The sequence below is a fragment of the Agrobacterium sp. H141 genome (genome assembly GCF_057158725.1).
In genome coordinates this window covers 3,745,152-3,766,346 of sequence record NZ_CM169893.1, presented here as the reverse complement: position 1 = coordinate 3,766,346, position 21,195 = coordinate 3,745,152, and the positions used below count along the sequence as shown (strand labels likewise).

Below are 21,195 nucleotides of genomic sequence, written 5' to 3'. Positions count from 1 at the left end.
CAACTACTCTGGACGTGTAAGGCGGCAGGTTGGTTATTTCGTATTTTGAAAAATGATTGATGGCATGATGCATGCTGCCGTTCTCCGGAAATATTGCGCCGGAATGTCCTTGAATATTTCTGTCTGATGAGGGCACGCGGCAGATGATGAGTATTATTACCAATGCCGGAGCAATTGCCGCTCTGGATACCCTTCGATCGATCAACGAGGGGCTTAAAACAACCCAGGGCCGGGTATCGTCCGGCTATCGGGTCGGATCCGCATCCGATAACGCTGCCTACTGGTCCATCGCCACCACCATGCGGTCCGACAACAAGGCGATCTCGGCCGTCCAGGATGCACTCGGCCTCGGCGCTGCCAAGGTCGATACCGCCTATACCGGAATGGAATCGGCAATCGACGTTGTCACCGAGATCAAGGCCAAGCTGGTTGCCGCGCGAGAACCAGGCGTCGACAAGGAAAAGATCGACAAGGAACTGACCGAACTCAAGTCGCAGCTTCGGTCTGTCGCGCAATCCTCCTCCTTTTCCGGCGAGAACTGGCTTTACAACGAATCGACGGCCGTATTGGGGACTAAGGAAATGGTTGGCTCCTTCGTTCGCGCTGCCGATGGAACGGTTTCCATAGAAACGCTGGCTTTCGACGCGTCGACCTCGGTTCTGATTGACGTCGAGAACGACCAGCAGGGACTTCTCACGCGATTTTACACCGTCGATGTTGAGCAATCGAACGGCTCAACCACCACCGCCAGCTACTATCTCATGGGCAATCCCGGCACTGGTGCCGTCATCGAACTGACAACCGCAACCACAGATGATGAAGTCGAAGGCATGCTCAGCTCGCTCGAATTGATGCTGGGACAGATGACCGATGCGGCGGCGACCCTCGGTGCCACCAAGCAGCGTATCGACATGCAGCACGAATTCGCTGCCGACCTGCGTGATGTGATCGATACGGGCGTCGGTCGGCTGGTCGATGCCGACATGAACGAGGAATCGACCCGGCTGAAGGCTTTGCAGACACAGCAGCAGCTTGGCATTCAGGCCCTGTCGATTGCCAATTCGAATGCCGAGAACGTCCTGCAATTGTTCCGTTAACGAAAATCATCGAAGACGTGAAAAAATGAAGAGCCTGCTGGGAAGCGGGCTCTTTGCCTTTCCGTGGCTTGCTGCGGTTGAACGAAAAAAATCGGCTGGACGTAAACGCCGAGGGATCAAACCTTAAACGCAGGTTCCGCTGAATGCTGTTTGGCCGCCCGGGGCGAGCCTTTCATTGACTTAAGTATCTGAAACAACGCGATCTATTACTCGTCGATGTGTTGGGCTTTCCCAATCCTGTAGACGGCGGTTCACCCAAAATCCGCCACGCTCGAGATCTGTTTCTCAAGGCAAACCTTAACGAAACAAGACCGTCGTTTGCACTTTCTGAACTTTAATTAACGAAGCCTTCCAGCCATTTAGGTTTCGTTAACCATAATGGTGTCTTCTGTGCTCAGCCAAGCGATAGGCCGGGGCAAACAAAGAGACCCTGGCTGGCATGACGCTCACTATCGTTGCCGGTACACTCAACCCGGTATGTCCCTTCCTACACTTCTGTCAAAAGGGGCAGTTTAATGACAAGCTTGATGACGAATACTGCAGCGATTGCTGCGCTCGATACCCTGCGCTCGATCAGCTCAAGCCTTGATACGACACAGAGCCGCGTCTCCTCCGGCTACCGTGTTGAAACAGCATCGGATAATGCGGCTTACTGGTCCATCGCGACCACCATGCGGTCTGACAACAAGGCTCTTTCGGCCGTCAAGGACGCTCTTGGCCTTGGCGCTGCAAAAGCAGACACGGCCTATACGGGCATGGAAGCCGCCGTTGACGTCGTCAGTGAAATCAAGGCGAAGCTGGTCGCCGCCCGCGAGCCGGGTGTGGACAAGACGAAAATCAACAAGGAACTGGAGGAGCTCAAGTCGCAGCTTGCTTCGGTCTCCCAATCCGCATCCTTTACCGGTGAAAACTGGCTCTACAATGAATCGACAGTTCCCCTGGGAACCAAGGAAATGGTTGGCTCCTTCGTTCGTGCCGAAGATGGAACCATCTCGGTCGAAGTTCTTCAGTTCAACGCTGCAAGTTCGGTGCTGATCGATACGGTCGATGCGACGCAAGGTCTGCTCACCAAGGATTATGTCGCCTCTGTCGACAACGGAACGACGACCCCGACAACGCTCACTTACTTCCTGATCGATGCCGGCGGCACGGGAACATCGGGCACCGAGGTCACCCTCACCATCGCCACGACGGACGAACAGGTCGAAGGCATGTTGAGCGCGGTCGATGCGATGCTCGAAGATATGACCGATGCCGCCTCGACCCTCGGTGCAACCAAGATGCGCATCGAAATGCAGGATGAATTTACCGTCGATCTGATGGACGTGATCGAAACCGGCGTCGGCCGTCTGGTGGATGCCGACATGAACGAGGAATCGACCCGCCTCAAAGCCTTGCAGACCCAGCAACAGCTCGGCATTCAGGCGCTTTCGATTGCCAACACCAGCTCGCAAAACATTCTGTCGCTCTTCCAGAACTAAAAGTAAGGGCGCGAATCACGCGTCATCACTTTCATCAATCAGGCCGCACCCCGCTATCCGGGGTGCGGTTTTCTGCGTTCTGCCCGTCCGTCGTCACGATTTTCAGGTGAAAAAACCTAAGAAAATTAACGAATTATTAGGAAGTTTCTCCAACTTCCCGGTTGCGTTAACCTTTTGTTAACCATATGATCAGTAACCATTCGTTAACAAACGTCGGGTCGACCCAGGGCAAAACAGGTCGATAAGCATGATGCACTCCCTCGTTGTCGGTAATTTTTGAAATCCGGCATGTCCCGCAAACTGCATGGGGCAACTAATGACCAGCATCATGACCAACACCGCCGCAATGGCGGCGCTTCAAACACTTCGTTCTATCGACGCCAATATGCAGGAAACCCAGGCACGCGTGTCCTCGGGCTATCGCGTCGGCACCGCTGCCGATAACGCGGCTTATTGGTCCATCGCCACGACCATGCGGTCGGACAATTCCGCTCTCTCCACCGTGCAGGATGCATTGGGTCTCGGTGCCGCAAAGACCGATACGGCCTATACGGGTCTCGAATCGGCCGTTGAGGTTGTGACCGAAATCAAATCCAAGCTTGTGGCTGCCCGTGAACCGGGTGTCGACAAGGAGAAAATCAACAAGGAACTCGCCGAGCTCAAGGCTCAGCTTGAGTCCATTTCGGAATCCGCGTCGTTCTCGGGCGAAAACTGGCTCTACAATACATCCACGGCCGCCCCCGGTACCAAGGAAATTGTCGCCTCCTTCAACCGCTCCGCCGATGGTTCGGTTTCTGTCACCACGCTTGCCTTCGATACTGCCGAATCCGTGCTGGTGGATATCGATGATGCCAGCCGCGGCGTGCTGACCAAGGACTTCATCGTCGATGTCGATGTCGCCGGCACGACCACGCAAATGACCTACTTCCTGATCGATGCAGACTCCAGCACAACGGCTGCAGGTGCAGAAGTCGCGTTGACCTCCGCGACCACCGATGACGAACTCGACGGCATGATCAGTGCGGTTGAAGAGATCCTTCAGGTGTTGACCGACTCGGCCTCGACACTGGGTGCGATCACCAAGCGTATCGAGTTGCAGGATTCCTTCGTGGCAACGTTGATGGACGTGATCGACAAGGGTGTCGGACGTCTTGTCGACGCCGACATGAATGAGGAATCGACAAGGCTTAAGGCTCTGCAGACCCAGCAGCAGCTCGGCATCCAGTCGCTCTCGATCGCCAATACCAACGCCGAAAACATCTTGACGCTGTTCAAGTAACCGGCCTCTCGAAAGGCCGGTATCGAGTTAAACTATTCTGCCGTGCCGCCGGTCATCGGCATAAGGTGGGAAAGCTGGACCGCGCAACTGCCCTGGCGCGGTCCAGCGCATTCATCCTCGCACAAGTTTTAACCCCTACCGTCCGCAGTGGAAGACTGCACGATTTCCGCATGATCATCGATGGCACGTGTCACCACGACATGCGGAACAGGGTTCAAATGAAGGCACGTCGCTTGAAGAAATTGTATAAAAACAATTCGATAGTCCGGTATGAAGCCGGTGCCGACATGCCCGTTGAGATCAGGGATTGGCAATTATGAACACGAATCTGGCGCGCTATTTGAAGGATTTCTCCGTTCCGGAAACCGCGCCTGTAAGCTTTGGCGATGGCGATCTTTCGTTCGGCGACACCGATCTGGACGATGCCTTTCCGATGCTCGAAGAGCCGGAACCTGTCGACATCGATCGCGAGCGCCGTGAAGCCTATGCCGAGGGTCATGAAGCTGCCACGACCGAATTGACAGAAATCCACTCCGCGGCCATCGCCGAAATGGAACGCATCCAGAATGAGCGTATCGCCGAGTTGGAGGCGCGTCACGCCAAGGCAATGGCCGAGACGCTAGCCGACGGATTGAAGAAGATAACAGCAGACATTGCGCTGTCCGTCAGTGAACAGGTTGCAGTCGCGCTTGCACCGCTGTTTTCCGCGCAGGTCGCTGAAAATGCCGTCGCCGAACTTGCCAGATTGATCGAGGTGGAAATCCTCGCGGGCCATGCCGGAACCATCGTGGTGCGCGGCCCCGCCAACCTTTTCGAACGGCTGAAAGATGCGCTTCCCGACGCTGAAGAGATCCTGCGCCATATCGAGGTCGATGACCTCGATCTGTCGGCGGAAATGGGCGAGGGGGTTATTGTCACCCGTATATCGGCCTGGGCCGACAGCCTTGAGAAGGTGACAAGATGAGCGACAGCGAAAATCACCATCACGGCAAGACCGAAATCCTGATCATCAAGCGCCACGGCGGCGGCGATCACGATGGCGCCCATGGCGGCGCCTGGAAGATTGCCTATGCCGACTTCATGACGGCCATGATGGCGTTCTTCCTCGTGATGTGGCTCGTCAACGCCGCAAATGAAGAGACCAAGGCCTCTGTCGCCAGCTATTTCAACCCGATCCAGCTTTCGGAAGAAAAGCCGGCTGAAAAGGGATTGGAAAAGCCGGTCGAGGCCGACGACGGTCAGGAAACGAGCGAACGTTCCAAGCAAAAGGGTGACAACGAGACCATCGGTTCCGCCGCAGCCACCGGTGACGACCAGACAGCCACCTCCGGCGACCAGCCCAATTATTCCGAAGCCGACTTCTTCGAAAATCCGTATTCCGTTCTGGCGGAGATAGCCCAGGAAGTGGGCCAGCAGGCCAATGTCAGCGCCAAGGGCGAAGGTGGTGCAGCGGATTCCGGCCCGTCGACCGGTGCCGATGGCGGCGAAGCCTATCGCGATCCCTTCGATCCCGATTTCTGGACCCAGCAGGTGCAGAATGTCGAGGGCCAGCCAGGTCCCAAGCGCGCCGATGTGCCCCCTGCGGGAGCGCCGGCAGATGCGACCGAGAATCCCGATCCGTTGACCGCCATTGCACAGCAGCCGACGCTGCCCAAGCCGGATCAGTTGCAGATCGTCCCGCAGGAAAAGCCAGCAGCTGAGACACAGGCAGCCGAGTTGCAGGCAAGCGAACAGCAGCCGCCAGCCGAGGATCAGTCGCAAGAAGTCGCCATGGTCGATCCGGATGTCGGCAACAATGTCGATGTCGCCGCCAAGACCGAAGATGCCGACAACACCGATGCAGCACCCCTTGCCAAGGTCGCCGACGATTTGAAGAGCCGGATCGAGAAGGAAATTTCCGGTATTCCCGGCAAACTTTCCGAGGGCTTGATCGTCACGCCGGCCGAAGGCGGTGTTCTGGTCACCCTGTCCGATCAGTCCGACAGTCCGATGTTCAACGTCGGTTCGGCTGTTCCAGGCCGGGAAATGGTCCTGGCCATGGAAAAAATCGGCAAGATTTTGTCTGATCGCCCTGGCCGGATCATCATTCGGGGTCACACCGACGGACGACCGTTCAAGGGCGGCGACAAGGACAACTGGACGCTGTCCATGGATCGCGCCCATGCGGCCTATTACATGCTGGTCCGGGGCGGGTTGCAGGAGAATCGCATTGCGCAGGTTTCCGGCTTTGCCGATCGTCGCTTGCAGGTGCCCGATGATCCATTGGCGGACGCCAACCGTCGTATCGAAATCCTGATCGAGTCTGATCAGCCGTCGAGCGCCGATCGGGGATAGGTCTTATGGCATTTGCCAGGCTAAAGGTTCTGACTGCCACCGCCGCCATTGGGTTCTTTGCAGCCCAGCCGGCGCGCGCCGTCGATATGGATACGCTTGAACCCTACAAGATGCTGCGGTCATTGCAGTTCGTTCAGGATTCGGTCGTCGTTGGCGACCATTCGGCAACGGACATGCAGCGTTTCATGCTGGGTACGATCGACAAGAGGCTGCGCGATTCGGACCCGTCCGCATTCGACGAAGTCCGCAATGTCGATGCGGCCCTGATCTATGCCATGAGCGGCGGAAACCCGGCCACTCTGGAATATCTGACCGCCCACGACATCAACGGCAATTTCGATAGTCGCGTAAGTGATGCATTACGCAAATATCTCAGCGGCAAGGGCGCGTTGATTGCCAAGACGCTGGCCGATATCGCGGTCGAGTACAAGAACAGCCGCATGGGACCCTACCTGGCGCTGGTCGCGGGAAATGTGACTGTCACGACCGAGCCCGCCAAGGCGCTGGAGTTTTATGACTGGGCGCGCCTGACGGCGCCTGGCACCATTATCGAGGAGGCGGCGCTGCGACGGTCGCTTGCCGTCGCGGTCGAGGCCAACATGGTCGACAAGGCACTGGGATACTCCCAGCGCTATGCCCGTCGCTTCCTGCACTCGCCCTATGCAAGCCAGTTCGCCGATCTCTTCGTTCAGCTCGCGGCGGATCATTATGAAGAACTGAGCGAGAGCGATATCCTGGCCACCCTCGGCTTCATGGATGCCGATCGTCAGCGCGAAGTCTATTTGCGCATTGCGCGCAAGGCCGCAATTGATGGCAATACGGAGCTGGCCGGGCTGGCCGCCGAAAAGGCGTCGTCGATCTCCGGCGAGGCGAACGACAATCTGGCGGCCCTTGCCAAGCTCTACGGTGGCGTTGCCGACATTTCCACCGCCGAAGTGGGCGATGTCATCAAGTCCATCAGCGCGATCCCGGATTCCATGTTGACACCGTCGGACCGCGCCTTGCGCAGCGCCGCCGAAATGGTGGCGCGAGAAGTGTTGCGCCCGCCCGTTCCAGAAAGCCTCACACAAGCCGATGGTGATAGACCATTGTCATCGGAGGAGGTGGTCGCTGAGGGGGAAGCGCCATTGCAGGATCCAACGCTTGCTGCACCGCAGGCAGTTGCTGCAAAGGCACCGGATATCGAAGCTCCGAATGTTGATCCCGAATTCAAGACATTTGTGACCAAAGGGCGTTCCAAGCTCGATGAGATCGATAGCTTGCTCGCAGAAGAAGGCAACTAAGATGATTGATCCTGGCATTCCAGCGAGAGTTCAAAGTTCTGATGCGGCCGGGCGCGCGTCCGGTAGCAGAAGCGACCGGAGCGAGGACGCAGGCGGCTTTTCCAACGCACTGTCCGATGCCGGCAGCAAGAGCCAGAAGTCGTCGTCTGCAAGCGATGAGAACAGCTCCCTGGCCAAGCCCGGTAGCGACAATGGCGCAGGCGGCAATGGCAATCTTGACCAGGCGGCCGAGGGCGAAACTGACGAACTCGGCAACTCGGGTCGTGGAACGTCGAACAAGCCGATCATAGACATTCGCGGTCACGCCAGTTTCAGCAATACGCGCCATGCCAAGGCTTCGGCAAGCGGCGAAGCCGAACAGCTTGCAGGCAATGGCGACGAGGCGGTCGCGCAGGAAAACAGCAAGGCCGATGGCAAGCAGCGCAGCGCTGCAAGCGGCACGAAGAACGCCTATGACACACTGTTGACGCAAGACGGCGCTGCCACAGCCGCGGCTGAAGGTACCAACAAGTCCGGCAGCCGCGACAAGAAGGCGGGCGAAACCGACGACGAAAATGCAAACGGGCTGGAAGATGTGCTCAGCCTTTTGGCAGGAGGCGCGGAGGTGGCCGCGGCCGCCGGCGCCCAGGGCAGCCAGGCTGCCCGCCACGCCATGCGCGGCAGTGACAATAGCGACCAGAAGGTTGACGCCGTCACGGCAAAGTCCGGTGAAGGCCGGCAAGTCTCTGTGGATGCGGATACGGCGTCCTTGTCTGCTGACGACACGACAGCGGATACAGCAGACACTGGCGGACGTAATTTCCGCTTTGCGCGCGCCGACGGCAAGGGTCAGCCGCTGATCCTGTCGATTGGCGCCGGCGCTGATGGCCGGGCGCGTGCCGAGGCAGCCCAGGCGGGCAGTGAGGGCACTCAGAATATTACCGTGGTCGACGCCAGACGCTATCTTGCACCGGCCTCCACCTCCAATCTCGCCAATGTCACCGGCGCTCTCACCGGTAATCCGGATTGGTCGAGCGCCATGCAGCCGGGCTCGGAGCTCGCCAATGCGGCAAGCCAGTCCAGCACCGGCAATGTGGTCAATACCCTCAAGATTCAGCTGCATCCGATCGATCTCGGTCAGGTGACGGCCACACTCAGGCTCTCCGGCGAGGCGCTGACCATCCATCTGACGGTCGAAAACAGTGCGGCCCTCAAGAGCCTGAACGACGATCACGGCGAGCTCATGAAGGCGCTTCGCTCCCATGGTTTCGCTGTCGACAACGTGCAGATCACGATGGCCAGCACGCCGGATCGCAGCGCCGCCGATAGCGGCCAGAACAATGCCCAGCAGCAAGCAGGCCAGCAGGCGTCTGCGCAGGGCGGCAACAATCAGTCGAGCTTTGCTGGCGGTGGCCAGTCGGGCGAACAGCGCACGTCCGGTGACGTGGATGTAACCAACAGAACTGGGATGACGAGCGATGACACCAATGCTGCCACGACTGCTTCTGGCAACGCTGGCGGCGCTCGCCCTGATCACGTCTATATCTGACGCGCAAGCCTCCACGGGCGCCTGCGAACGCGAAATTCAGGCAGCTGCGGCGAAATACGGCATCCCCGAAGGGATACTCTACTCTGTCGGTCTCACCGAGACTGGCCGCAAGGGTTCCCTTCAGCCTTTCGCCATGAATATCGACGGGCGCGCGGTCTTCATGGCCTCACGCGATGAGGCCTTGCGGGTCTTCGACAATGCGAAACACAAGGGCGCCAAGCTTATCGATGTCGGTTGCATGCAGATCAATCAGCATTATCATGGCGAGAATTTCGCATCCGTTTCTGCCATGTTTGAGCCCCGCGCCAACGTCGAATATGCCGCAAAGTTTCTCAATCAGCTGCACAAGCGTCACGAGACATGGACCATGGCGGTAGCAAGATACCACGCCGGACCGGATAACGACCCCGCTCAGAAGCGCTATGTATGCAGGGTGATCAGCAATTTGGTCGCAACCGGCTACGGAAACTGGACTCCGCCAGCGCGAAAATTTTGCGGTGAATAGCAATTGCAGGTTGTAGGTCGCGCGTGACCACGCACATTTCGACAATGAGGCGAGAATTAGGACGAAATATGTCTGGCAAGTCTCTTGTTAACCATCTGTTAATTTACGCACTGAAAAATAGTGGCAAAATACAGATGGGCTACTAGATGTTGATCAAATCACCACCGAAATCTTAAGCAATTATTAATACCCACCATTAACTTTCTACAGTTGTCGCTGATTCGCTCGATTCGTACTCCTATCAAATCGAGGCACCACACTGATTCGGAGGCGGACGAATGATCGTAGTGGTTGATGAGCGCGAGCTCGTTAAAAATGGGTATACTTCCCTGTTTGGACGTGAAGGCATTCCTTCGACCGGGTTCGACCCGGCTGAGTTTGGGGAATGGGTAAACACGGCGGCCGATACTGATATCGCGGCCGTCGAAGCTTTCCTGCTGGGGCAGGGTGAGCGGACGATTGATCTACCTCGCGCGATTCGCGATCGGACACAGGCTCCGGTTATTGCGGTCAGCGATCAGCCCTCCCTGGAGGCTACTCTCGCATTGTTCGATTCTGGCGTTGATGATGTCGTGCGCAAGCCGGTTCATCCGCGGGAGATTCTGGCACGCGCTGCGGCGATACGTCGTCGGCTGAAGGCCATCACCAACTTTACGGAAGTCGGCCCGATCCGGGTTTACTCCGACGGACGCGATCCCGAGCTGTCGGGCGAAGTCTTCCCGTTGCCGCGCCGCGAGCGCCGCATTCTGGAATATTTGGTCTCCAACCGCGGTCGTCGTGTTTCCAAGTCGCAGATCTTCAATGCGATCTACGGCCTCTTCGACGAGGAAGTTGAAGAGAACGTGGTTGAAAGCCACATCTCCAAGCTGCGCAAGAAACTGCGCAAGAAACTCGGTTTCGATCCCATCGATTCCAAGCGTTTCCTCGGCTACTGCATCGACTGGGAATAACCAGTCGATGACCCGGGCCTTGGGCGGGAATGATTTCCGGATCGAATTCGGAATTCCCGCCCGACAGACAGCTTCACGCAAGGCCCATCTCCTATTCTTTCCATGACTTCAGTAGCGAGGACATCCAATGAGCCTTTATGGAACTATGCGTACCGGTGTGTCCGGAATGAACGCCCAGGCAAACCTGCTTGGCACGGTCGGCGACAACATCGCGAACTCCAGCACCGTTGGCTATAAAAAGGCCAGCACGCAGTTTTCATCCATGATCCTGCCAAGCGCTGGCGGCACCTATAACTCCGGTGGCGTCAACACGGTTGTGCGCTACTCCATCTCGGACCAGGGCACGTTCAGCTATACCAATTCCGACACCGACCTTGCGATCAACGGCAATGGCTTCTTCATCGTCCAGGGCGGTGATGGTCGCGAATACATGACCCGCGCCGGTTCCTTTGTGAAAATGGATGATGGCACGCTGCAGAATGCAGCTGGCTACACGCTGATGGGTTATGAATACGACTCGAATGTTGATCCGACGATCGTCGTCAACGGTTTCGATGGCCTTCAGGCGATCGACCTGTCGTCAGCAGCCATTGCGGCAGAAGCCTCGGGCACCGGCAGCTTGATGGTCAATGCGCCTGCCAATGAAGCGATCGGCTACACGACATCGACATCTCTGGTCGCGGTGGATTCACAGGGCAATAGCCGACTGTTGACCTTCACTTACGAAAAGATCGCAGACAACCAGTGGAGCGTTTCCGCGTCTTACGACGACAACGGCACGCCGGTATCTGTCCTGGCGGCCACAACGCTCGACTTCGATGTCGACGGCAACCTGACCACGTCGCCGTCCACCGTGAACACGACGGCTATCCCGTCGACGACTCTCGGCGGTGCGGAACTCCCGTCCATAGCCATCGACCTGACCGGTACCACGCAGCTTGCTGCTGACTTCTCCGTTGTCGGTGACATTGACGGCACAGCAGCGGTCACAGTTGCCGGTTATGAAATTGACGAGGCTGGCATCGTGTCGGTCATGTACAGCAATGGTGACCTTCAGCCGCGCTTCCGTGTGGCTCTGGCGACTGTGCAAAGCCCGGATAACCTGACGCCGGTTGCCGGTAACCTCTACCAGCAGAGCAACAACTCCGGTGTGGTCGTCCTGGGTTATGCAGGCAACTCCGGTTTCGGTGACATCATCTCCAACGCATTGGAAGACTCCAACGTCGACGTTGCCGAGGAGCTGACCAACATGATTCAGGCCCAGCGAAACTACACCGCCAATTCCAAGGTGTTTCAGACAGGTTCCGAGCTGATGGAAACTCTCGTGAATCTGAAACGATAGCCGTGACGCACCGTTCCTAGGATGAACCTATGACGCTTACATCTGCCATTAATTCTGCGAAAAATGTATTCAGTAACACTGGCGAACAGTCAGCCGTTATATCGAAGAACATCGCGAATTCGAGCGACCCAAACTATGTTAAGCGTACAACGGTCAGCTATGGAACCCTGTCGGGTTCCACGCAGGTCTCCACGGAACGTGCAACCAACGGCCTTCTGCAGTCACAGATGTTCATGGCTCAATCGGAATCGAGCGGCCAGCAGACACTGGTAGACGGACTGGAACAGTTGAAATCCGTACTCGGCGGCAATGAATACGAGTTGTCGCCGAGCACCTATCTCTCCAAATTCTACGACAGTCTGCAGAACTTTGCCACCAAGCCTGGCGAAGTGGCGATGGCCCAGACGGCGATTTCTGCCGCAGGCGATGTCGTCAATTCTCTCAACACGGCGACAAAGGCCGTGCAGGATCTGCGCGAGCAGGCCGATCAGGATATCTCCGACTCGGTCACCGACCTCAATGCCCTGCTCAGCCAGCTTGAGACCCTGAATAACAAGGTCATTTCGATCACAACTGTTGGCGGGGATCCAAGCGATGCGCTTGACCTGCGTGATGGGGTGATCAGCGATATATCCCAGATCGTCGGCATCAATGTTCAGACGCGCGACAAGGGCGATGTCGTCCTTTACACAACGGATGGCACGACACTTTTCGAGACCATTCCCCGTACGGTGACATTCACGCCGCAGACCTTCTACGATGCCGGCGTCTCTGGCAATCCGGTGATGGTGGATGGCACAAGGGTGAATATCGGCGTCGGTGGGGACACGTCCGCCCAGGGCAGCATTGCCGCTCAATTGCAGATTCGTGATGAAATTGCGCCAGTGTTCCAGAGCCAGCTCGACGAAGTGGCGCGCGGACTCATCACCATCTTTTCGGAAACGGATCCTTCGCTGGTCAATCCGGATGAGCCCGGTCTCTTCACCTGGTCGGGCGGCACCTCATTGACAGCCGGCACAATCGAGCCAGGACTTGCCGGCACCATTGCGGTCAGCACCGCAGTGCAGTCATCGGCGGGCGGCGATCCCATGTTGCTGCGCGATGGTGGCATCAATGGCGCAGCTTACATCCACAATACAGGCGGTGCAGCCGGCTACACAGATCAGTTGAACGACTTTCTCGATGGCATGACAGGCGACATGATCTTCGACGCGGCCGCGCAGATCGACGATAATACAAGTCTTATGAGTTTTTCCACCAGCTCGGTCGGCTGGCTCGAGGAATATCGTTCGGGCGCGTCCAACGGCGCCGAGACCAAGACCGCAATGTTGCTGCGGGCCGAAGAGGCATACAGCAACAAGACAGGCGTGAGCCTGGATGAAGAACTGTCGTTGCTGCTCGATGTTGAGCAATCCTACAAGGCGGCGACAAAATTGCTCAATGCAGTAGATGAAATGCTGCAATCGCTCCTAGCTGTGGCGGGATAAGTCATGAAGACATCGAATATCTCCAATCTATCCGTTCAAAATGCCATGAGGCTGACGATCCTTCAGGCGCAGAACGAGCTGATCGATACCCAAAAAGAAGTCACGACAGGCCAGTATGCCGATATCGGCGCAGAACTCGGTTCGCGAACCACCCTGTCGCTGGATCTCAGCCGCGAAAGCACGCGCCTTCTCTCGCTGATCGATACAAATGGTATCGCAACGCAGCGTCTGGAATCGTCCCAGGCGGCCATGGAGCAGATGTCGGTATCCAACCAGACCATCAAGGAGCAACTGACGCTCCTGCAAGGCAGCGGTGACGAAACCACCACGAATGCCGCCATGCAGGAAATCGGCAATGCTCTTGCCACATTCACCAACGCAGCAAACACCGCCGTGGTGGGAGAATATCTCTTCGCCGGTATCAATACGGATGTGCGCCCGCTGGTCGATTATCAGGACACGACAACGGGTCTTCAGGCCAGTTTCGACACGGCATTTCAGACCTATTTCGGCTTTACGCAGACCGATCCGGCAACGGCGACGATTGCCGCCACGGGGCCAAGCCCCAGCATGGATGACTTTCTGACGACCGTCGTCGAGCCGATGTTCGATGAGCCGTCATGGTCGACCAACTGGTCGAACGCGACCGATGAAACGATGAAGACCCGCATCAGCCAGACCGAGGTCGTGCAGACGTCTGCCACCTTGAACAGCGACGGCATGAAGAAGTTCATGATGTCGGCGGTCGTGGCACTGGAGCTGGCGCCGATGAACCTGTCTGACGAGACGCGCGGCGTCGTCATCGATACCGTCACGGGATACAACAATGTCGCCTTATCCGGTATTGATGCAGAACGTACGCAGCTGGGCTTGTCTCAGGAACGGGTGAAAGACGCATCGGCATCGCTGGAGATCCAGCAGGACATCATGGAAAACAGTTTCAACTCGATGGTTGAGGTTGATGTCTACGAGGCTTCGACGAAGGTGAACAACCTTCTGTCTTTGGTAGAGACTTCTTATACATTAACATCTAAAATACAGCAGTTGAGTTTGGTGAACTTCCTTTGATGAGCAAGGGAATGGACTGACAATGAAGGACGCTTAGATGTATCAGTTTTCCTATGCCGAGATCATGGAGGATGGTGTCGCTGACGCGAAAGATCGCGAGAGGCAGGCATTGACCCGGTCGGTAGAACTGCTGACGGCAGCCCGCGATGAGAGCGGATACTCCCGACAGGCAATTGAAGCCATGTTCTATACCCGTCGGGTTTGGATACGCTTCATCGAAGATCTTAAGCAGCCCGACAATCAGCTCGATTCCGAACTGCGCGCCAATCTCATTTCCATTGCGATATGGATCTTGAAGGAATGCGATCAGATACGAAAACGGCAGTCGACGAACTACCAGGGCATTATTGACGTGACAACCATCATCAGGGATGGACTGAAATGAAGAGCACTTTGCGCATCTCGCTGAAATCCGGTGAGCGAATTTTTATCAATGGGGCGGTGTTGCGCGTTGACCGCAAGGTTGCACTCGAATTTCTCAATGACGTGACCTTCCTCCTGGAAAATCACGTTCTGCAGCCCGAAGACGCCTCGACGCCTCTGCGTCAGCTCTACTTCATCGCTCAGATGATGCTGATCAATCCCGAAGGCCGCGAACAGTCTTTGATCATGTTCCGCAAATCGGTGATCATGCTGCTCAACTGCTTCGAGAACGAGGAAGTTCTGGCCGAATTGAAGCGGGTCGATGGTCTGGTTGCATCCGGCAGGGCCTTTGACGCACTGAAGGCCATCCGTGGGCTTTATGCGATCGAGGACGAAATCCTGAACAACCAGGAAATGACGCCGGCGACGATCGAGCAAATTCGCAAGGAGATCGCACCATGGCGGTAGACAGCGTAAGCCCCTATTCGAGCGTCTCCAACAATACGGCATCGTCTGAGGCATCCAGCGCCGCCTCTCTCAATTACGATTCCTTTTTGAAGCTCTTGATCGCGCAGATGAAGAACCAGGATCCGACCGATCCGATGGATGCCAGCGAACAGGTGGCGCAGCTTGCCACATTCTCGCAGGTTGAACAGACCATCCAGACCAACACCAATCTGGAAAATCTGATCGCCGGTTCGGCACTCTCCAATGCCGCCTACTTTGTCGGCAAGACCATTACGAATAATGACGGCACCGAAAGCGGTGTTATCGCATCGGTCAAGGTCTACAGCGATGCAATCGTTGCAACGACGGTCGATGGCGAGGAAATTCCGATCTCGGTTGGCGTCACGGTTGGCACTCCGCCGGCAACCTCCACGGATGACACTGCAGATTCCAGCGACAGCACTGGCGACAGCGACACGTCTGATGATACGACTACGGACACGTGAGTTCGTCACTGATTCGTAGTTTCCCAGTTTAGGAGCCGCCGCAATGAATGAGGCAGACGCTCTGGATATCATGCAGGCCGCCGTCTGGACGATTTTGATCGCGTCCGGTCCGGCGGTTCTGGCCGCCATGGTGGTGGGCGTGACGATCGCCCTCATTCAGGCCTTGACCCAGGTTCAGGAAATGACCCTGACCTTTGTGCCGAAAATCGTCGCGATCCTCATCACAGCCGGGATCACCGCGCCTTTCGTCGGCGCCCAGATCTCGCTTTTTGCCAATCTGGTTTTTTCCCGGGTGCAAAGCGGTTTCTGACAACGCTTCCGGCGCGTGAACTGTCGCCCCGGGCGTCAGCCAAACTTCGCTTCTACCACCCTCGCGCAAGCTTCGTCTTCTACAGCAGACTGTGGAAAGGACTGCGGACACCTGTTGCCGCAGTCTGCCTTCTCATGAAGAGACGGGAATAACATGGCGCAAACACCTGCAATCATCATTCCGAAGGTCAGTCCGAAAGGGCGTGATATCGGCTTCGCGCTCGGTATCGTCGGTATTCTGTGCATTCTGTTCCTGCCGATCCCGCCATTCCTGATCGATATGGGCCTGTCCTTTTCGATCGCCTTTTCCGTGCTGATCCTGATGGTGGCCTTGTGGATTCAGCGTCCGCTGGACTTCTCGTCCTTCCCGACCATCCTGCTGATCTCGACCATGACCCGCCTGTCGCTGAATATTGCAACGACGCGTGTGATCCTGTCGCACGGCAATGAGGGACACACCGCAGCCGGCGGGGTCATCTCGGGCTTTTCCAGCCTTGTCATGTCGGGCGATTTCGTCATCGGTCTGATCGTCTTCATGATCCTGGTCACGGTCAACTTCATCGTGATCACCAAGGGCGCCACCCGTATCGCGGAAGTGGGCGCACGCTTTACCCTCGATGCCATTCCGGGCAAGCAGATGTCGATCGATGCCGACCTGTCCGCCGGCATCATCGACGAAAAGGAAGCCCAGCGTCGCCGTCAGGAACTGGAGCAGGAAAGCTCGTTCTTCGGTGCCATGGACGGTGCGTCCAAATTCGTACGCGGCGATGCGATCGCCGGCCTGATCATTACGGCGATCAACATTTTCGGCGGCATCGTCATCGGCTATTTCCGTCACGGCATGGAAATCGGCGAAGCCGCTGACGTCTTCGTCAAGCTGTCCGTCGGCGACGGTATCGTCTCCCAGGTTCCGGCGCTGATCGTTTCGCTGGCAGCCGGTCTGCTCGTCTCGCGCGGCGGCACGCCGGGCTCCACCGATCAGGCCGTTATCAATCAGCTGAGCGGCTATCCCCGCGCCCTGTCGGTTGCCGCCGCATTGATGTTCCTTCTGGCTGTCATTCCGGGCCTGCCTTTCGTGCCCTTCACCACGCTTGGCGGCATCATGGCCTTTGGCAGCTGGTGGATCCCGCGTGCCGTGGAAGCCGAAAACAAGGTCAAGCGCGAAGCCGAGGAAAAGAAGGTCATCCAGACCAAGGAAGCGGAGAAGGATTCCGTCAAGTCGGTCCTCAAGACCGCCGAAATCGAACTGGCCCTTGGCAAGCAGGTCTCGACCCGTCTGCTCGGCGCCCACCAGGAACTGGCCTTCCGCGTTGGCAAGATGCGCAAGAAATTCGCCAGCCAATACGGTTTCGTCGTTCCCGAGATCAAGGTCACCGACGATATCGGCATTCCCGAGAAATCCTACCAGATCCGCATCCACGGCACCACGGTTGCGTCAAACGAGCTGCGCGTCGGCGAAGTGCTGGTGGTGACCGGCTCGGGGCGCAAGCCAACCATTCCGGGCGACGAGATCCGCGAACCCGCCTTCGGCATGCCCGCCGTCTCGATCATGGAGACCTTTGTCGACGATCTGAAACGCGAAGGCTTCCACCCGATCGATAACGTTTCGGTTGTTCTCACCCATGTGAGCGAGGTCATCCGCAACAACCTGCCGCAGCTTCTCTCCTACAAGGACGTGAAGGTGCTGATCGATCGCCTCGATCCCGAATACAAGAAGCTGGCCGACGAGATCTGCTCGTCGCACATGTCCTATTCGGGCCTTCAGGCCGTGCTCAAGCTTCTGTTGGCCGAGCGCGTCTCCATCCGCAACCTGCATCTCATTCTCGAAGCCGTGGCCGAACTTGCACCGCATGTGCGCAAGACCGAGCAGATCGTCGAGCATGTCCGGGTCCGTATGGCCCAACAGCTCTGCGGCGATCTGACCGATCACGGCGTGCTGCGTGTTCTGCGCCTCGGTCCGAAATGGGATCTCGTATTCCACCAGGCGCTCAAGCGCGACGCCAAGGGCGAAATCGTCGAATTCGATATCGACCCGCGCAATCTCGAGGAATTCTCTGAACAGGCGAGCAAGGTTATCCGTGAATTCATGGATCGCGGATTGCCATTCGTGCTTGTAACTTCGCCCGAAACGCGGTCCTATGTGCGCATGATTATCGAGCGCCTGTTCGCAACGCTTCCGGTGTTGTCGCATGTCGAACTGGCCAAGGGCATCGAGATCAAGATTCTGGGCTCCATTTCATGATTTCAGACCCTCAGGGGACAATTCTGGCGCTATTCGTGGCCTTCTGTCGTATCGGCGGATGTTTCATGGTGATGCCGGGATTTTCCACCTCGAGGATTCCGCCGCTAATCAGGCTGTTCGTGGCTCTGGCCGTTTCCATGGCCATTTTGCCGGTGTTGTGGGACGTTATCTATCCGCGGGTTGCGGGCTCCAGGCTTGAAGTGGTCCAGCTTGTCATTGCCGAGACCCTGATTGGCACCATGTATGGCCTGATTGCCCGGCTTTATACGCTCGGGCTTCAGTTCGCGGGTTCCATCCTTGCCATGTCGATCGGTTTTTCCGCACCGGGTGCCGGCAATATTCTGGAAGATGCGCCGGAAAACCAGATCACCAACCTGATCACATTCGGCGGCCTCCTGATGCTCTTCATGATGGATTTCCATCATATGATCTTCCGTGCGCTGATCGATTCTTATACGGCCATGCCACTCGGCGGGATGATCGATAGCCAGAAGATGCTGATCACCCTGACAGACACGGTCGCAGCCACCTTTGTCATCATGTTGCGCCTCGCCAGCCCCTTCCTGATCTTCGGCCTGATGTTCAACTTCTCGATCGGCCTGATCAACAAGCTTGCGCCGCAGATTCCGATCTACTTCATCTCGACGCCGTATCTTCTGGTCGGCGGCCTGTTCCTGTTGTATCTTTCCATCGCGGCTATGGTCCGGCAATTTGCAGCGGGCTTCCCGGCGATCTTCCTTGGCTAGGCGTCAAGCCTGCAATGTCTGGAGAGGCTTATGGGCCCGAAGAAAAAATCCGACAAACTCAAGAGGCTGGTCATGGTCCAGCGCCATATGGAGCAGGTCGCCAGAAGCGATCTCGCCCAGACCGGCGTGCAACGCGAAGAAGTGGCGCATTCGATGGATGTCGTCATGGACGCAATCGGCTCGCTCGATCCGGTGCATCGCCTGTTTGCTCAAAATTACGCCGATCGCTTCGACCGCTTGACCAATGCCGACAAGCAGCTTGCCGGCATTCAGCGCGTGCAGGAAATGCAAACCCTGCGCGAGCGGGTCAAGGGCGACCGGCTGGAAGAGCATATGAAGGACGCCCGCGCCTTGGAACTGCGCGAAAGCGATGACAACGCCATTTATGACCTCGTCGATCTTTTGAGTGCAACACCAGCCTCCAGCAAGCTTCACGATACATAGTCCGCTGATACAAATCAGTGAGGACGAAGACGTGGCCATATCACCACCCAGCGATCTGGTTCTGGACGTAGTTCGGGCAGCTAACCCATTCGAGACACAGGCCGCGCAGGAGCAGCTGAAAGCCAGCCGCGCCGCCTTTGCCGCAACAAGTCTTGCGGAAAAGGGTGCAGGTTTCGAATCGGCTGTCGGCATTCTCAACGATGCAGCCTCAAAGGCCGGTCTGGGCAAGATCCAGAAGGCAGCGCCTGAAGATATGCCCAAGGTCTACCAGCAGTTTGAGTCCGTCGTGCTCCAGACCTTCGTCAAGGAAATGATGCCGGATGACACGGAGTCTGTCTACGGCAAGGGCAATTCGGGTGAGATCTGGAAGAGCATGATGGCCGAACAGATCGGTGAGGTCATGTCCAAGAATGGCGGCATTGGCATTGCCGAGCAGATGTATCGCGACATGCTGGCCGTGAAGCGGCATGAAGACACAGTCAACGTATCGACCAGCGAAACTGACCGCAGCATGGCTGTCAGCATGGTCACCGAATTGCAGCGGCAGACCATCGGTGTCTCCGCCAGCGAAGACAAGCAAGCTTAAATCCAGGTGAGGCCGGAAATGGAATTTGTGTCCAGCGAATATCGTATCAAAACGGTTCTGGGGCGTCTCGAGCGCATTGTCGATGACGAGAATCAGAGAATCGGACGTGATCCGGAATTCGACCTCAAGGTATCAAACGCCCACAAGAGCCGTTGTCTCTACGAACTGACGATGTTGTTTCGCGATACCGACCCCCGCGAATTGGCCAAGGGCTATGTCGAGCAGATGCACCATTTGAAGGCAAAGCTTGCTCTCAATTCAAAGCGTGTCGAAGCCCATATGAATGCGGTACGCGCGGTGGCGGATCTGCTCAAGAATGCGGTTCAGGACGCGGATGCGGATGGAACCTATTCCCAGGAACAATTTCTCTACAGTGAGTCCTGATGATCAAGATTATCCTGGCCGGCGTTTGGGTGTGTATCGTCTCACTCGGCGCCGTCTACATGTCGGTCCACATGGCAATGGCTCCTCCGGAACCCACCGACGAGGAAAAGCGCAAGGCCGCACTCCAGCTGGTCCGAGGTGAATCGATCACGATCCCGATGATTGCCGATGGCCGGGTCAACGGCTATTTCGTCGGTCGCATTTCCTTCATGATGGAAGGCGAGAAGATCAAGGGTCTCGATCTCCCGATGACGGAGTTGATGACCGATGAATTGTTCACATTGCTGGTCGGCAACGAGATGATCGATATTAGCCATGCGGCGGCCTTCAATGTCGGCGACTTCCGCGACACGATCAAGAAAGACCTGAACGAGCGTCTGGGTGACGAGTTGATCGATGAGGTTCTGGTCGAACAGCTCGACTATATCTCGAAGGATGACATCCGCGCCAATCCGGGTGAACGCCCTGCCGGCAAGCCCTTGACGATCGTCGAAGGCGTCAAGATCGAAGAGCCCAAGGCGAGCGGCGGCCACTGAAGGGCTTTCATCCCCGCGATCATCTGAATGGCAGCCGGCCGCGATTGCGCGCCGGCTTTTTCATGTCTGGTTTGCCCCCTCTTGCAACGCCCTGACAGATGCAGCCGCCCCGCTGCGCCAATCGCTCTTGCGCGGAAATCCGAGCGGGTCTGCCCGGCAGGCATTGATCATTGATGTTTGATATCACACGCAAAATGGCCAATTCTATAAAATTAGAGATATTTAATTAAGCCGAAATTGAGTTTTTGACGTTACACAACAGCATCGATTTCTCGCAT

The 21,195-nt window shown here is 56.9% G+C and carries 22 protein-coding genes; all 22 read left to right on the top strand.

The window, feature by feature from the left end; all coding sequences use genetic code 11:
• Positions 1-143: 143 nt before the first annotated feature.
• The 22 genes from ACWPM9_RS17695 (at position 144) to ACWPM9_RS17590 (ending at position 20,917) form a co-directional block, all read left to right on the top strand.
• Entirely contained in the window at positions 144-1,097 is a 954-nt protein-coding gene (locus ACWPM9_RS17695; RefSeq protein ID WP_428185956.1) for a flagellin N-terminal helical domain-containing protein, read from the top strand.
• A 515-nt stretch (positions 1,098-1,612) separates the two neighbouring features.
• Positions 1,613-2,578, top strand: coding sequence for a flagellin N-terminal helical domain-containing protein (locus ACWPM9_RS17690; RefSeq protein WP_428185955.1), 966 nt, complete (start codon positions 1,613-1,615; stop codon positions 2,576-2,578).
• Between the two features lie 316 nt (positions 2,579-2,894).
• A complete protein-coding gene (locus tag ACWPM9_RS17685) occupies positions 2,895-3,857 on the top strand; it encodes a flagellin N-terminal helical domain-containing protein (protein WP_428185954.1) in 963 nt (320 codons plus the stop codon).
• A 316-nt stretch (positions 3,858-4,173) separates the two neighbouring features.
• A complete protein-coding gene (locus tag ACWPM9_RS17680; RefSeq protein ID WP_428185953.1) occupies positions 4,174-4,821 on the top strand; it encodes a GTPase in 648 nt (215 codons plus the stop codon).
• Positions 4,818-6,191, top strand: a complete 1,374-nt coding sequence (locus tag ACWPM9_RS17675; RefSeq protein WP_484756003.1) for a MotB family protein — start codon at positions 4,818-4,820, stop codon at positions 6,189-6,191. Before ACWPM9_RS17680 ends, ACWPM9_RS17675 begins: the two co-directional genes overlap by 4 nt.
• Before the next feature lie 5 nt (positions 6,192-6,196).
• The gene (gene motC / locus ACWPM9_RS17670) at positions 6,197-7,474 is read left to right on the top strand and encodes a chemotaxis protein MotC (protein ID WP_484756002.1); all 1,278 of its coding nucleotides are present in this window, start codon (positions 6,197-6,199) and stop codon (positions 7,472-7,474) included.
• A 1-nt stretch (position 7,475) separates the two neighbouring features.
• Positions 7,476-9,002, top strand: a complete 1,527-nt coding sequence (locus tag ACWPM9_RS17665; RefSeq protein ID WP_484756001.1) for a flagellar hook-length control protein FliK — start codon at positions 7,476-7,478, stop codon at positions 9,000-9,002.
• Complete coding sequence (locus tag ACWPM9_RS17660; RefSeq protein ID WP_428186486.1) at positions 8,941-9,507, top strand: transglycosylase SLT domain-containing protein; 567 nt, start codon at positions 8,941-8,943, stop codon at positions 9,505-9,507. Before ACWPM9_RS17665 ends, ACWPM9_RS17660 begins: the two co-directional genes overlap by 62 nt.
• Before the next feature lie 278 nt (positions 9,508-9,785).
• Complete coding sequence (gene rem / locus ACWPM9_RS17655; RefSeq protein ID WP_428185949.1) at positions 9,786-10,457, top strand: transcriptional activator Rem; 672 nt, start codon at positions 9,786-9,788, stop codon at positions 10,455-10,457.
• Positions 10,458-10,584: 127 nt separating this feature from the next.
• On the top strand, positions 10,585-11,799 hold the full coding sequence (locus ACWPM9_RS17650; protein ID WP_428185948.1) for a flagellar hook protein FlgE: 1,215 nt from the start codon (positions 10,585-10,587) through the stop codon (positions 11,797-11,799).
• 29 nt (positions 11,800-11,828) lie between these two features.
• Positions 11,829-13,286 carry a flagellar hook-associated protein FlgK gene (gene flgK / locus ACWPM9_RS17645; RefSeq protein WP_428185947.1) on the top strand — a complete coding sequence of 486 codons (1,458 nt, stop codon included), beginning with the start codon at positions 11,829-11,831 and terminating at the stop codon, positions 13,284-13,286.
• Between the two features lie 3 nt (positions 13,287-13,289).
• Entirely contained in the window at positions 13,290-14,354 is a 1,065-nt protein-coding gene (locus tag ACWPM9_RS17640) for a flagellar hook-associated family protein (RefSeq protein WP_428185946.1), read from the top strand.
• Positions 14,355-14,391: 37 nt separating this feature from the next.
• The gene (flaF, locus tag ACWPM9_RS17635; RefSeq protein ID WP_428185945.1) at positions 14,392-14,739 is read left to right on the top strand and encodes a flagellar biosynthesis regulator FlaF; all 348 of its coding nucleotides are present in this window, start codon (positions 14,392-14,394) and stop codon (positions 14,737-14,739) included.
• A complete protein-coding gene (flbT, locus tag ACWPM9_RS17630; protein WP_428185944.1) occupies positions 14,736-15,185 on the top strand; it encodes a flagellar biosynthesis repressor FlbT in 450 nt (149 codons plus the stop codon). The genes flaF and flbT overlap by 4 nt, the downstream gene beginning before the upstream one ends.
• Positions 15,176-15,670, top strand: a complete 495-nt coding sequence (flgD, locus tag ACWPM9_RS17625) for a flagellar hook assembly protein FlgD (protein ID WP_428185943.1) — start codon at positions 15,176-15,178, stop codon at positions 15,668-15,670. The genes flbT and flgD overlap by 10 nt, the downstream gene beginning before the upstream one ends.
• Positions 15,671-15,713: 43 nt before the next feature.
• Complete coding sequence (gene fliQ, locus ACWPM9_RS17620) at positions 15,714-15,980, top strand: flagellar biosynthesis protein FliQ (protein ID WP_428185942.1); 267 nt, start codon at positions 15,714-15,716, stop codon at positions 15,978-15,980.
• Between the two features lie 153 nt (positions 15,981-16,133).
• A complete protein-coding gene (gene flhA / locus ACWPM9_RS17615) occupies positions 16,134-18,221 on the top strand; it encodes a flagellar biosynthesis protein FlhA (protein ID WP_428185941.1) in 2,088 nt (695 codons plus the stop codon).
• The gene (gene fliR, locus ACWPM9_RS17610) at positions 18,218-18,967 is read left to right on the top strand and encodes a flagellar biosynthetic protein FliR (RefSeq protein WP_428185940.1); all 750 of its coding nucleotides are present in this window, start codon (positions 18,218-18,220) and stop codon (positions 18,965-18,967) included. The genes flhA and fliR overlap by 4 nt, the downstream gene beginning before the upstream one ends.
• Positions 18,968-18,997: 30 nt before the next feature.
• Positions 18,998-19,411, top strand: coding sequence for a hypothetical protein (locus tag ACWPM9_RS17605; RefSeq protein ID WP_428185939.1), 414 nt, complete (start codon positions 18,998-19,000; stop codon positions 19,409-19,411).
• Between the two features lie 31 nt (positions 19,412-19,442).
• A complete protein-coding gene (locus ACWPM9_RS17600; protein WP_428185938.1) occupies positions 19,443-19,997 on the top strand; it encodes a rod-binding protein in 555 nt (184 codons plus the stop codon).
• An 18-nt stretch (positions 19,998-20,015) separates the two neighbouring features.
• The gene (locus ACWPM9_RS17595) at positions 20,016-20,381 is read left to right on the top strand and encodes a hypothetical protein (protein WP_428185937.1); all 366 of its coding nucleotides are present in this window, start codon (positions 20,016-20,018) and stop codon (positions 20,379-20,381) included.
• A complete protein-coding gene (locus tag ACWPM9_RS17590; RefSeq protein WP_428185936.1) occupies positions 20,381-20,917 on the top strand; it encodes a hypothetical protein in 537 nt (178 codons plus the stop codon). Before ACWPM9_RS17595 ends, ACWPM9_RS17590 begins: the two co-directional genes overlap by 1 nt.
• Positions 20,918-21,195 lie beyond the last annotated feature (278 nt).

Bases quoted from the DNA above. Each gene is read 5' to 3' on its own strand.
- ACWPM9_RS17695 (WP_428185956.1), top strand. From the start codon at position 144: ATGATGAGTATTATTACCAATGCCGGAGCAATTGCCGCTCTGGATACC.
- ACWPM9_RS17690 (WP_428185955.1), top strand. From the start codon at position 1,613: ATGACAAGCTTGATGACGAATACTGCAGCGATTGCTGCGCTCGATACC.
- ACWPM9_RS17685 (WP_428185954.1), top strand. From the start codon at position 2,895: ATGACCAGCATCATGACCAACACCGCCGCAATGGCGGCGCTTCAAACA.
- ACWPM9_RS17680 (WP_428185953.1), top strand. From the start codon at position 4,174: ATGAACACGAATCTGGCGCGCTATTTGAAGGATTTCTCCGTTCCGGAA.
- ACWPM9_RS17675 (WP_484756003.1), top strand. From the start codon at position 4,818: ATGAGCGACAGCGAAAATCACCATCACGGCAAGACCGAAATCCTGATC.
- motC (WP_484756002.1), top strand. From the start codon at position 6,197: ATGGCATTTGCCAGGCTAAAGGTTCTGACTGCCACCGCCGCCATTGGG.
- ACWPM9_RS17665 (WP_484756001.1), top strand. From the start codon at position 7,476: ATGATTGATCCTGGCATTCCAGCGAGAGTTCAAAGTTCTGATGCGGCC.
- ACWPM9_RS17660 (WP_428186486.1), top strand. From the start codon at position 8,941: ATGCTGCCACGACTGCTTCTGGCAACGCTGGCGGCGCTCGCCCTGATC.
- rem (WP_428185949.1), top strand. From the start codon at position 9,786: ATGATCGTAGTGGTTGATGAGCGCGAGCTCGTTAAAAATGGGTATACT.
- ACWPM9_RS17650 (WP_428185948.1), top strand. From the start codon at position 10,585: ATGAGCCTTTATGGAACTATGCGTACCGGTGTGTCCGGAATGAACGCC.
- flgK (WP_428185947.1), top strand. From the start codon at position 11,829: ATGACGCTTACATCTGCCATTAATTCTGCGAAAAATGTATTCAGTAAC.
- ACWPM9_RS17640 (WP_428185946.1), top strand. From the start codon at position 13,290: ATGAAGACATCGAATATCTCCAATCTATCCGTTCAAAATGCCATGAGG.
- flaF (WP_428185945.1), top strand. From the start codon at position 14,392: ATGTATCAGTTTTCCTATGCCGAGATCATGGAGGATGGTGTCGCTGAC.
- flbT (WP_428185944.1), top strand. From the start codon at position 14,736: ATGAAGAGCACTTTGCGCATCTCGCTGAAATCCGGTGAGCGAATTTTT.
- flgD (WP_428185943.1), top strand. From the start codon at position 15,176: ATGGCGGTAGACAGCGTAAGCCCCTATTCGAGCGTCTCCAACAATACG.
- fliQ (WP_428185942.1), top strand. From the start codon at position 15,714: ATGAATGAGGCAGACGCTCTGGATATCATGCAGGCCGCCGTCTGGACG.
- flhA (WP_428185941.1), top strand. From the start codon at position 16,134: ATGGCGCAAACACCTGCAATCATCATTCCGAAGGTCAGTCCGAAAGGG.
- fliR (WP_428185940.1), top strand. From the start codon at position 18,218: ATGATTTCAGACCCTCAGGGGACAATTCTGGCGCTATTCGTGGCCTTC.
- ACWPM9_RS17605 (WP_428185939.1), top strand. From the start codon at position 18,998: ATGGGCCCGAAGAAAAAATCCGACAAACTCAAGAGGCTGGTCATGGTC.
- ACWPM9_RS17595 (WP_428185937.1), top strand. From the start codon at position 20,016: ATGGAATTTGTGTCCAGCGAATATCGTATCAAAACGGTTCTGGGGCGT.
- ACWPM9_RS17590 (WP_428185936.1), top strand. From the start codon at position 20,381: ATGATCAAGATTATCCTGGCCGGCGTTTGGGTGTGTATCGTCTCACTC.